Source organism: Chitinophaga sp. W2I13 (assembly GCF_050434005.1).
Lineage (GTDB): Bacteria > Bacteroidota > Bacteroidia > Chitinophagales > Chitinophagaceae > Chitinophaga.
The window spans coordinates 2,659,587-2,671,707 of record NZ_JBNPWD010000001.1 but is presented as its reverse complement, the minus strand read 5'-3'; the positions used below and the strand labels follow the sequence as shown (position 1 = coordinate 2,671,707).

General features: G+C 48.8%; 6 protein-coding genes. 2 read left to right on the top strand and 4 right to left on the bottom strand.

Translation table 11 applies throughout. From position 1 onward, the window contains the following. Positions 1–10 precede the first annotated feature (10 nt). Positions 11–1,270, bottom strand: coding sequence for a DUF3472 domain-containing protein (locus QFZ48_RS10865; RefSeq protein ID WP_429043142.1), 1,260 nt, complete (start codon positions 1,268–1,270; stop codon positions 11–13). A 271-nt stretch (positions 1,271–1,541) separates the two neighbouring features. Between QFZ48_RS10865 and QFZ48_RS10860 the strand changes: the two genes are divergently transcribed. Beyond that, the gene (locus QFZ48_RS10860; RefSeq protein ID WP_429062256.1) at positions 1,542–2,138 is read left to right on the top strand and encodes a type 1 glutamine amidotransferase domain-containing protein; all 597 of its coding nucleotides are present in this window, start codon (positions 1,542–1,544) and stop codon (positions 2,136–2,138) included. A 37-nt stretch (positions 2,139–2,175) separates the two neighbouring features. On the opposite strand, the gene QFZ48_RS10855 is transcribed toward QFZ48_RS10860, so the two are convergent. Next, positions 2,176–2,568, bottom strand: coding sequence for a septal ring lytic transglycosylase RlpA family protein (locus QFZ48_RS10855; protein WP_429043150.1), 393 nt, complete (start codon positions 2,566–2,568; stop codon positions 2,176–2,178). 151 nt (positions 2,569–2,719) lie between these two features. Here QFZ48_RS10855 and QFZ48_RS10850 point away from each other — a divergent pair, with 151 nt between their 5' ends. Continuing rightward, positions 2,720–4,456 carry a thiamine pyrophosphate-dependent enzyme gene (locus QFZ48_RS10850; RefSeq protein ID WP_429062254.1) on the top strand — a complete coding sequence of 579 codons (1,737 nt, stop codon included), beginning with the start codon at positions 2,720–2,722 and terminating at the stop codon, positions 4,454–4,456. 46 nt (positions 4,457–4,502) lie between these two features. On the opposite strand, the gene QFZ48_RS10845 is transcribed toward QFZ48_RS10850, so the two are convergent. Further along, complete coding sequence (locus QFZ48_RS10845; RefSeq protein ID WP_429043153.1) at positions 4,503–6,989, bottom strand: BamA/TamA family outer membrane protein; 2,487 nt, start codon at positions 6,987–6,989, stop codon at positions 4,503–4,505. Then, on the bottom strand, positions 6,973–12,051 hold the full coding sequence (locus QFZ48_RS10840; protein ID WP_429062252.1) for a translocation/assembly module TamB domain-containing protein: 5,079 nt from the start codon (positions 12,049–12,051) through the stop codon (positions 6,973–6,975). The genes QFZ48_RS10845 and QFZ48_RS10840 overlap by 17 nt, the downstream gene beginning before the upstream one ends. Positions 12,052–12,121: the final 70 nt, after the last annotated feature.

The following is a 12,121-nucleotide window of genomic DNA, read 5'->3' as shown; positions in this document are numbered from 1 at the left end:
AACAATATCCTTAGAACTTTGGCAACTCAATTACCGGAGGAGTGCCGGTGGCAGGGCGTTCAAACAAATCGCCATACTGTGCATTGGCTGGTTTGAAACCGCTGTTCCATAAATAGAACCATCCGTTTTCTGAGCCGCCGCCATAATCAAGCCTGTCTTTTGCTTTAGCGGTGGCATCATTGGAGAATTTGGCCTTGGTAAGTTCTATCCATTCGCCGGTATTGGTTTTAATCCAGTGGTTACCGAAATATCCTTTGCGGCCAAGATGACCATTTTCAAAAGAGAAATTTTCCAGGAAGGAATAAAGGTGTCCCATGTACTTTCCGTCTTTTGGCGCCCTGAAGCTGGCAATCAGTTTCCACTCTTTGTGTTCCGGCACATAAAAGTATGCGGTGTAAGTAGTGGTATTTCCCGTTGGCACGCTGTGCATCAGGAAACGATAGGTGTCCCCGGCTTTCCAGTTGTACACCCAATGGCTATGTCCACCGGTGCCTTCGCCGCCAAACCCGCTGGCGTCTACACTGTCTCCTTTTGCCAGCATTACTACCTGGTCTTCATACTTTACCTTGCTGCGTTCCTCTGGTTCTCCACCGGCGTCCCATACAGAAAAAATAATTCTTCTTTCTGTGGGAGAATTTACCTGCATACCAAAATAGCCCCTGTGAAAACCACAGGACATGAAATAGGTACCCAGTTTATCTTCTCCTTCCGGCACCTTAATTTCTCCATAAAACCATTCTACATTTTTACCTTCGGGAACAGGATAGTTTAAATGTACAGAAGCCGCACGGCGCCAGGGTTTGGCGTTATACTGCATATCTTTTACCGCGGATCCGGAAAGGCTTACGCTTTTTACATCTGCATATATACTTCCCTTCTTCTCCACTCCTTTCAATGACACACAGTAAAAACCTGCTTTTTTTATTGTTGTTTGTAATACGGGTACCGTTACAAAATCTGTATTGTTAGGTATGCTTACTACTTTTTGAGCGCCATTTACGGAAACAGATACCTTACTTTCTGCATCGGTTTTTGCCAGTAACGACACTTTGAGGGTGCCGGGATTCGCCACATGGAAATAAAAATTAACGGTATTGCTGTTATCCGTCCAGTTTACAACGCCGCGGCGTTCACTGATTTCTACATGTTCTTCCACCGGATCGGCATAGGCGGCAAAGCCGGGAAGCTCAGCCACAGGCGCCTGAGCAAAGGCCCTGTTGGCAGCAAAGCAAATAGCCAGCGATGCTGCAAGGAGTGTTTTCTTGTTCATTGTTCTTAATTGTATGTCAACAAATAAAGCTGCATCTGCTTCCAAATGCAATTTTGCCGGAAAAAAATTACAATCGAATGAGATTCCTTTTTATATCCCATGCAATCAACGGTATGTGCATTAATTTATACAGGCGCAAACGTGCTGATCTTGTGAGAGGTACCGTGCACGTAAGGGAACGCAAAGGGAATTGTTTTTGTGGCAGATGGGATGCTGCCGCGGTATTTATCTGCGGAGGCAGCATATTCCAAAAACTATAAAATATTATTTTATGGCAAACCAGTTAAAAGATAAGAGAGTAGCGGTTTTGGTAGCAAACGGATTTGAAGAAGTGGAGCTTACAAAGCCCGTGGAGGCGCTGAAGGAGGCAGGCGCTACAGTAGATATTATTTCTCCCGAAGGGAAAACTGTTCGTGCCTGGGCAGAAAAAGACTGGGGAAAGGACTACCCGGTGGACAAGGACATAAAAGAAGTGGTGGCATCTTCGTATGACGCGTTGGTATTGCCCGGTGGTGTAATGAACCCAGACCGTTTGCGTACCAATGACCGCGTGGTGGCTTTTGTTACCGGTTTCTTCGACGAAAGCAAACCTATTGCCGCCATTTGCCACGGTCCCTGGACGCTGATTGAAACCGATGAACTTGATGGCCGGAAGGTAACGTCTTATCCGTCTTTAAAAACGGATCTTGAAAACGCAGGTGCATTATGGGTGGATGAAGAAGTGGTGACCGATAAGGGATTGGTTACCAGCCGTACGCCAAAGGATTTACCTGCGTTTTGTAAGAAGATGATTGAAGAAATTGCAGAGGGCCCGCATGATCAGCGCGGCAATGAAGCACGTAAAGATGGTGTACATCAATTGGGATAATACCCGGGAGCAGGAGTGAGCAACCTCACTCCTGCTTTTATTTTTTCTTTTTCTTCTTTTTGTATTTCACTTCTACATTAGCCACCCCAGTGTTCAGCATGCCTATTTTGGAGGCGGCTTTGTGCGACAGATCAATAATGCGCCCTGGTACAAACGGTCCGCGGTCATTGATACGAACCTTTACGCTTTTTCCATTTGCGATATTGATAACAGTAACGCGCGTTCCGAAAGGAAGTGTTTTATGTGCGGCGGTAAGCGACCGCTGGTGGAAGGTTTCGCCGCTTGCGGTACGTTTTCCATCGAATGAGTTGGCATAATAGGATGCTTTCCCGGTTTCGGTAATTTTCCGGCTACAGGAAGAGGCGCCTGTCATTATCAGGATAATGAACAGCAATACCCAATTGTGTTGTGAGGGTGCAGGGATATACATGACGGATAGCGATTTAGACAATGACCTAAAAATAAGTCAATTTCCCGACGCTTTCAGTAGCTCGTGGCGGGGAATTTGATGAATGGCAGGCGGCTGAACAATGTGAGAGGTCAGCTGTTTTTATCTGGCACTCATCCTAACAAATTACTTTATGGCAACACTTGTAGCGGATCAATTAGTAGATATGCTGGCAAATGCCGGTATCAAGCGCATTTATGCGGTAACCGGCGACAGTTTGAATCACATCAACGATGCTGTGCGTCGTGATGGACGGATCCAATGGATTCATGTTCGGCATGAAGAAGTGGGGGCTTATGCTGCAGGAGCGGAAGCACAGCTGAACGGGCTGGCTTGTTGTGCCGGCAGCAGCGGACCCGGGCATGTTCACCTGATCAATGGATTGTATGATGCGCACCGGTCGGGCGCATCGCTGGTAGCCATTGCGTCTACCTGCGCTACCAATGAATTTGGCAGCGACTATTTCCAGGAAACCAACACCATTAAGTTGTTTGACGATTGCAGTCATTATAACCAGGTAGCGGCAACAGCCGAGCAGGCACCCCGCATGTTGCAGGCTGCCTTACAGCATGCGGTGCATAAGCACGGCGTAGCCGTTTTAGGATTGCCGGGGGATGTAGCAGCCGCTGATGCAAAGGAGATCCCTACTGCCACGAAGCTGTATCATCCTAAGCCCGTTGTTTGTCCGTCGGCACCAGAATTAAAGCAGCTGGCCGGGTTACTCGGCGATGGGAAGAAAATTGCGATCTATTGCGGCCTGGGCGCCGTAGAAGCACACGATGAAGTAGTGGCTTTGTCGCAGTTGTTAAAAGCGCCTATTGCATACTCGTTCCGCGCAAAAATGGGTATTCAGTACAATAATCCCAACGAAGTGGGCATGACGGGTTTGCTGGGATTGGCATCGGCTTATAAAAGCATGCATGAAGCCGATGTGTTGTTACTGCTGGGAACAGATTTTCCGTACACGCCATTTATTCCTGAGAAGGCGAAGATTATCCAGATAGATATCCAGCCGGAAAGGCTTGGCCGCAGGGCCACACTGGAGTTAGGTTTGTGCGGGGATATTGCAGATACACTGAAAGCGCTTCTGCCAATGCTTAAGGAAAATACCGACCGGCAATTCCTGGACGAAATGGTAGCATTTTACCGGGAAGTGCAAAAGAAAATGCAGACTTATGTAGAAGACACCGGCAAGGAGAACGCCATCAGCCCTGAGTATGTAGCGGCTACCCTCAATAAAATTGCAGCAGATGACGCTATTTTTACTGTAGATACGGGCATGACCAATGTTTGGACAGCCAGGTACCTGGAAGGCACCGGCAAACGTACCTTGCTGGGATCTTTTAACCATGGCTCTATGGCGAATGCCATGCCGCAGGCAATAGGAGCTGCGTTGGCGCAACCGGGCCGGGAAGTGTTTGCCTTGTGCGGTGATGGCGGGTTAACAATGTTGCTGGGCGACCTGATGACCATTAAACAATATCAACTGCCGGTAAAAGTAATCGTGTTTAATAACCGTGCCCTGGGCATGGTGAAGCTGGAGATGGAAGTGGCGGGGCTCCCCGATTGGCAAACGGACATGGTGAATCCTGATTTTGGGGCGGTAGCAGTGGCCATGGGCTTCACAGCGTTTACCATCCGTAAACCGGAAGAGGTGGAAAGCATATTGGCCCAGGCAGCAAAAACGGCAGGACCCGTGCTGGTAAATGTATTTACTAATCCGGAGTCCCTGGCTATGCCGCCAAAAGTGGAATTTGCCCAGATGAAAGGATTTGCGCTCTGGATGGGGAAACTGATCCTCAGCGGAAGATATGAAGATGTATTTGATGCGGTGAAGTCGAACTACAAGCACCTGAAAGATGTGCTGTAAATATGAATTTATGGGGAGATGATTTCAGGACCATCTCCCCATAATATTAAAACGGATAACCGATGGCAATGTTAAGAATGAGATTCTTTTTGCGCCAGTCGGGATCGCTGAAATCTATTTTATCAAACACCCAGCGTTCGTTCTCCGGCAGGTAAGGAACACGGAATGGAATAGCCAGATCGAGGCGTACTACTACAATAGAGGCATCAATGCGCAAACCTACCCCACCGCCAACGGCAATGTCTTTATAAAAAGTATTGAAGGCAAATTTACTACCCGGCTTGTCCGGAACATCTTTCTGTAACCAGATGTTACCGGCATCCACAAAGGCTGCCACATTAAACACACTGGCCACGTGCACCCGCAGTTCAGAGTTGAATTCCAGCTTGATATCGCCGGCTTCATTAGCCAGCAAGGCGGAAGTATCCACGGCGGGGTTGTGATAAGATCCCGGACCGAGGGTACGCGCCCTGAATGCCCGGATGCTGCTGCTACCACCGGTGAAAAACTGTTTTACAAAAGGCAGGGTGGCTGAGTTGCCATATGGTAAACCGTATCCAATCAACAGGCGGTTTACCCATTGTTTGCCTTTGCCCAGCTGCCAGTAGTGGCGCGCTTCTGCAGTGAATCTTTCATACTGCGCAAATGAATTCCCAAGTAATGTTTTTTGCCCGGTATCATTTTTCGGAATGATCAACCCGGCAATGTTTCCTGAGATATCTATATTGCCGCTCAGGTAGAAACTGTGTACCCGGTTGGCTTGCTGGTTATTGTAGGTGATCGTATAGTTGCCGCCGAGGATAAATTGTTTTTCAATAGCGTTGCGCTGACTTGGATCGTTTGCCAGGATACTGTCGTATGCCGGTGTTGTTTTGGTAGGCAACACATAGGTAAGCGCAACGGGTGCAAAGATATGACTCAGGTATTGTGTCCGTTGCCACAGGTATTGCAGCTGTAGCGTATATGCGTTAAGGTTATACAGATCGGCGCGGCTGTATAACTCATAGCTGGCGCTTATTCTTGTTTTAGGTACATAGGGTGTACGGATGTTCAATCCACGGAAGGGTGTGATGAACCTCGGAAAAGTAACAGCAGCTTCTGCACCGAGGCCATACGAATTGGAGCCTCCTGCATTTTTATTACCGGTTTGCCATTCCAGTCCGCCACGCAACCCAATTTCAAGCAATGCTGCAGAATGAAGCCAGTTGCGATTTTTAGCGGTAATCTGTATTTGTGATCCAATGAACCCGTTAGATTTAGAGGTACCACGTAGTTCTGTTTGAAGGGAACGGCGTTTATATGGCGTAAGGAAAAGTTTTGCATCCAGCCACCCGCTGTCGAGTGCCACCCGGTTGTTTACCATGGCCCTGTAGTTGTTGGCCTGGGAGGTATCACGGGCGTAGGTGCTATCGCGCCGGTTCAGGTTCCTGCCGGAGGTATCGCGCCGCCTGGAGCTGTCCCTGTTGCCGGTAACATTGGGGCCGCCGCCCACTAAGTTGTGAATAGAGGTATCCCTTACCGGCGAAAATTGTCCCTTTACAAATTTGAATACGCCCAGGTTAATCAGTCTTTGCAGGGTGATATTATGTGAACTCAGGCGATACAGGCTGTCCGGCCGCAAAAACACGGAGCGGTCGAATGCGGATGATTTAAACCGGTGGGCGGAGTCTACAATGTAAATGCCTTTATATCTTACCGGAGTTCCCTGTGTAGAAGCGGAGTCGTTATCCAGCGAATAGTCCGGGAACAGAACGATGTCATGCATCCTGTAAGGCCGGAGCGCCAGCAGTGGCGTGTTGTCTTTTATCTTTACAAAGAGGTCAACCGTACCGCTATTGGTACTATCTACCTGTACCAGTAAATAATCAGGTGTAAAATAATAATAACCTTGTTCTTTCAACGCGGCGTGTATCCGTTCCCGTTCGGCTTTAACTGAATCGAGCGAATAATTGGCGCCAATGATCAAAGAGCTTTCCGGTTTGGTATAAGTAACGGTTTTACCGATGGCACTACTATCTGTCAAATAGGTGACACTTTTAATGGTATACCGGTGATTGGGAGTGGCTGTGTATTTGATGGAAGCTTTTTTCTTGCCAGATAACTTAATGGCAGAAACAACGCCGGCCTGGAAATAGCCGTTATCCACCAGGTATTCTTCCAATACCTGTGAGGTGTAGTCGGGTTTTGCCTGGCTCAGCAACACGGGCGGTTCCCCCCATTTTCTTCGCAGCAGGTAGTTCAATCCTTTCCCTTTGGGTTCATTGCCTAAATTATACAGCCACAACTTAATGGGCATACCGAGAAATTTACGGTTCCTGTTGGGACGGATTCTTTTATCCATTCCTTCCATGAGCGAGCTATAATCTTTCGGTCTTTTTTTAGTAATGGTGTCAGTGATCCATTTTACGTCGCTGCCAGTATATAGCCGGTCTCCTTCAGGTACGGTACGTGTGGTACTGCAGGAGCTGACTGCCAGGATTACCAGGCATAACAGGCTACAGCAAATAATGATATGGCTACTTACTTTTCGCATCAGGCGTTGTCGTATTTTTATCGTTCTTCTTTTTGGTATCGCGTAACCGCTGTTTTTTAGTATTAGTTTTAGACCGCTGCAGAATTTCGCGGAATTCATCATAATCCATGATCAGTGCAAAGGCAACTCCTGTTTCCACTACCTGTCCTTCGAGCACTGTTTGACTGTCGTTGCGCTGATATACCCTTATCCGGTAACGTCCGTCGCGGGTAAGTTTATATTCTACGGAGATATCACCGATCAGGGAGCTGGCATTTTGCTGGCTTCCCTGCAACATGATATTGGAACCTACGGAAACGGTTAAGCGATCATTAAATAACTGTTTGGAGGCGCCAACTTTCAGGTTGGTGGATTCCTGTGCGGAGCCGGAGGAATAATCTTCCTGGTTCTGCAGGTCGAAGTTGAGATCCACTCCTTTGATCAGGTTGCCCGCCATGTTATTGAGCTGTTGTGAAAGTATTTTACTTACACTGTTTTTCGCTGCCTGTCCTACTCCACCGCCGGAGCCGCCATCGAGTGTACTCATAGGGTCATCCGGGATAAAGGAGTTCAGCACCAGCAGTCCCATTACCTGTTTATTCAGCTCAGAGGGCACCTGGTTAATTTGTTTCAGGCGGTTATATGGTGTTCCGTTCAGGGTATTCCTGTCGTTCTCTGCCAGGTCCAGGCGGAAGCTGATATCGGGCTTCATGAGGTTGCCCTTGATCATCAGGTATACCTGGAAGGGCATCCGTTGTTTATAGGTATTTCGTTGTTCGGCAGACATGCTTTGAAGCTGATCTGCCACCAGGTCGTAGGCCGGCGCATTCACCGTGTATTTGGCGGTGATATCCAGGTCGGCGCTGGTAGCGTCTCCATTGAACGATACGAAGCTGCCCTTTTCTATATCGAAAGAGCGTTTAATGAGCTGGTTCAGTGACATCTCGTATTTACCTTCCGTTATTTCGTAGCGGCCGGTAAGACTTAACTTACTGCTGGGATCCAGCGTGGCATTAATGCTGGCGGTACCTTTTGCCTGTACATAATCACCGTTTTGTGAATCGATGATAATTTTAAGGACAGATTCCGGAGTAATATCGAGGTTACCGGATAAGAACATGCCTTTTAACCGCGTGGTTTTAAACCGAAGGCTATCTTCACGGGCGAGCAGTGCAGAATCGACAGGATTGGATTTATCCACAAATTCGATCACGCCTTCCCTGTTGGCGAGTCCCGGCTCCTCTTGCGGCAGCGTCATGGTAACGCTGGATTTGTCGCGCAGCTTTACGATGGCATCAATTCTCGGCAGGTCGAGTGTGCCGCGGATCTTCACTTTACTATCTATATAAGCGGGTCCATAAATCCACTGGTCCGGGTTTTGCTGCCGGCCAAGAGCCATGAAGTTATCGGCAGTAACATCGAGGTTAAAGCTATACCGGGTGAAATTCCTGGTATTAATGCGGCCATCTACCACCAGTTCATTATTGGCGCTGTCGGCTATTACCAGGTTATTCAGTTGTATTCCTCTTTCGTCCAGTACGATATCTTCATCCGGTAAATGGAAAGTGCTGCCGATCATGGTTACCATGCCTGCAGCATTATCGAAATGCAGGCTTCCCAATACTTTGGGGGCCGACGGCGTACCTGTAATATTGAATTGCCCGGAGGCACTGCCGGACATTTTGGTAACATTGCCCATCGTGAATGGTTCCAACGAGGCGATGCTCAGTTTATTGATATCCAGCTGGGCATTGATAGTAGTGTCGTAGGTGCCATCCACCTTTACATCATTATCGTTGCCGGTTAATCCGGCTGTAAGTTTATATTGGCCAGGGCCGCTGTTTTCCACATTAGCGTCCAATGTTCCCATGCGTGTATTCTTCACCGTTAGACTGTCTACTTTCAGCGTGGCGTGAATCAGTGGTGTTTGGTTCCAGTTACGTACAGTCGCTTCTGCATTCAGGATGCCGTTGGCCAGCAGGGTGTCTGTTGCCAGTAGGGCGGTGATGGTCGACAATTTAAAATTGGCGATGTTGGCCTGGAGTGCAGGAGTGGCGCTGGTATCAGGCTTGGTGGCCACCTGGATGGACTGATCGCCCTGCGACAGTTTGATATTCGCCGTATCCGGTGCGCCATTTTTCATCCGAAGAATATTGTTCTCTGCCACGGTCCATTCCTTTTTGTTTAACAACAGTCCGGGTTTGAGTGACAGCTGCATGGCATTATCTTTCAGGAAAGTAAAAATGCCGCCCAGTTTATACTTGGGTTGCCGTTTAACATCATCCAGTACTACGTCAAAGTCAACCACACCGGTGTTGGCATAAGCCGTAAGATAGGTATGTTGCAGCGGGAATGTAGGGTGCGCCATGCGGGCCAAAGATGCCCCGAGCCGCAAAGAGGTGTCCTGGATAGATACGCCTATGCGCAGGCTGTCGACCTGCAGGGAATCATAATTAATTTTCGGAAGATATGCGTTTGCGATCAGCAGGCTGCTGTCGCTGTTGAGGCGGCCATTCATCACCAGCGGCACTTCCATGCGTAGTGTTGGAATCATCTGCTGTAAATTCTTTGGCCACTGTAAAGAAGCATTCCACTGCAGTGATTGTCCGCGAGGGACCTGTACAATAGCGCCAGAATCGGCCGGCATCAATGGTTTATTGATAATATTGGCGAAGGCGGCCCCCACTTTTGTATAATCGATATGGCCGTTGGCGCTGATCAGGCCGAACGGACTTTTAAGGGTAAGGTATTGCTGATCCTTGTATTCGGCTACCAGGGAGATGCTGTCCAGCGGAAATACCTGTCCTTGTGTGGCTATCTGCCATTTTGTTAAAAAGGCATTGCCTTCTATGCGCTGTGGTTCTATGCTGTTGAAGTCTGCCAGGAGATTGCCCTGTATCGTTAACGGTTCTGAATACCAATGGGTGGCATAAAGGTCGGCTTTGGCCAGTTCCATATTTACTTTCAGCCCCTGGATGGTAGTATCCACCATTTGCCCGCTGATATCGAAAGTGGCGGTGATGCTGCTATCTGCGCTTTCGCCCTGTGCTTCAAAATCGCCTTTGTTGATACCGGCGATCACGCTTACGTCGTGGTACGTATAGGCGTTATAGGTAGCTTCATCCAGTTGTGCGGTGGCTTTGGCCACCATTTGTTTTAGCGTATAGCCCTCACCGGTAGCGCTCAGTTTGCCGGACATCCAGCCGTAGGTAGTATCGTATAGCATTGCTCCCGGGTTTATGCGGAAGTATGGAATGCTGATGGTGTAGCTGCTGCGGATGCTGTCGGTAATATTGACGAGGCGTGCGTTGATATTGGCGTTGGCGGTTTCGCTTTTCAGTTGTAATTGGGTAACGAGGTCCTTCATGCCGCCTTTGAACATACCGGTAATCAGCATGTTTTCCGGCAGGCGTGGCGTATCCGGGAGGGTACCCGCGGGTAGCCAGGCGCGCAAGGGTTTGTTGCCCGTTTGTATATAAAGCGCAGGAAGATCGGCGCTGAGCAGATCCGGGTTTGTAGCATGGAGCACCTGGCCATTGTCTGTTTTGATCAGGTTGCCTTCATGATCGTTGACGTAGAGTTGTTTAATATTCAGTTCTCCCAGGTTTCCTTTTAATATAGCCGCCAGCGTTAGTTGTTTATTCCATAGCTGGTCGAATGATTTGTTTTTGCGTGCGTTGGGAACGAAAGGAAGCCATTCTCCCAGGGCTACATGCACAGAATCGAGATTGGCATCCAGTCCGAGCTGGTCCAGATGGTCGGAAATGCCGGACCAGGAAGGCACTGTTACGATGATCTGTTTGCGGAAAATGCTTTTATTGGTTTGCAGCAGGAAGTTGCGCAGCGCCAGTGTATAAGGCGTGAACAATACGTCCATATTGGCTTTGCGGATGGTAAAACCGGACTTATCCCGGGCAGTCAATGATTTTATTCCCACCATAATGCTATCCGGCTTATACCGGATATGGCTGATTTTACTGGAGAATTGAGTCAGCAGCAGGTGATTATAGTCAGGATCTGGTCCCGCGGCTTTGGGTGCGGGGCCACCGTTATCGTAGCGCAGGGCAAGTTTATCAAGATTTACCTGGGTGGCAAATACCTGCCAGGTATTTGGCGTGGTATCGTTTGGCGCGGCGGGAACGGAATCCTTTCCGGCAACCATCATTACCAGGCCAGCGGTGTTGCTGATGGAAAGATCGCCCACCTGTATACGGGTAGAGTCCTGGTCCAGGTTGCTGTTGCGTAATTGCAGGGCGCCTATTTTCCAGGCGGTGGTAATACCGGAGCCTTCATCTGCATACAGGAAATGACTGTTGTTGATCTGTAGTTTTTTCAGGAGCAGATGGAGTGATGCGCTGCTGGTATCGGCCGGTGGTGGCGGCGGGGCGGCAGAGGTAACAGCCGGGGCGATGTACTTTTGCCGGAAAAAGCCTTTCAGTCCATCGAGGGTGATGCCCCTGAACGCGTAAATGCCATCATCTATGAGGAGGTCGTCCGGATCAATGTGTAAACTATCCCAGGTGAGCACTGCAGACATGCCGCCCTGCGCATCTTCATAGCTTACTTTCACTTTACGAAATGAAATGTCTTTCAGCCGGAATTGCAAGGTGGTGCCGGTTTCCGGCGCCAGGGTATCCTTATCCCCGGAAGGGGTTACAAAGGCATCTATGGCAAACTGGTAATTAAAGGCGGAATCGCCGGGGTGCCGGTAGGCATTTACCAGCAGGGTGTCCCACTCGAGTTTATCTATTTTCAGTTCATTGCTGATCAGCGACAGGAGGTTGTAATGTACTTTGAGGGAGCCGGTGTAAAAAAGTGCCTGGTTGGCGGTGTCGGCCACATATACATTCCGTAATTCCAGGTACTGCCAGCCACGTGCGCGCAGGTATCCGATCTGCACTTTGGTGTGCAGTTTTTTCCGGAGGTATAATTCTCCCTGTTCTCTTAAGTAATTCTGGACGCCGTTCAGTTGTAATAATAAAACAGCCATTACGGGCAATAGGAGCACCGCAACAATAATCCATATAAGCCATCGCCACCAGGGGCGGCCGTGTTTTTCTCCGGTTTCTGCTGGTTCTGTCACTATGATGTATTACAAAAGTAAATTACTGAATATAAACGCAAAAGCACGTTTATGGTTTACTTTGCCGGCA

Bases quoted from the DNA above. Each gene is read 5' to 3' on its own strand.
- QFZ48_RS10865 (WP_429043142.1), bottom strand. From the start codon at position 1,270: ATGAACAAGAAAACACTCCTTGCAGCATCGCTGGCTATTTGCTTTGCT.
- QFZ48_RS10860 (WP_429062256.1), top strand. From the start codon at position 1,542: ATGGCAAACCAGTTAAAAGATAAGAGAGTAGCGGTTTTGGTAGCAAAC.
- QFZ48_RS10850 (WP_429062254.1), top strand. From the start codon at position 2,720: ATGGCAACACTTGTAGCGGATCAATTAGTAGATATGCTGGCAAATGCC.
- QFZ48_RS10845 (WP_429043153.1), bottom strand. From the start codon at position 6,989: ATGCGAAAAGTAAGTAGCCATATCATTATTTGCTGTAGCCTGTTATGC.
- QFZ48_RS10855 (WP_429043150.1), bottom strand. From the start codon at position 2,568: ATGTATATCCCTGCACCCTCACAACACAATTGGGTATTGCTGTTCATT.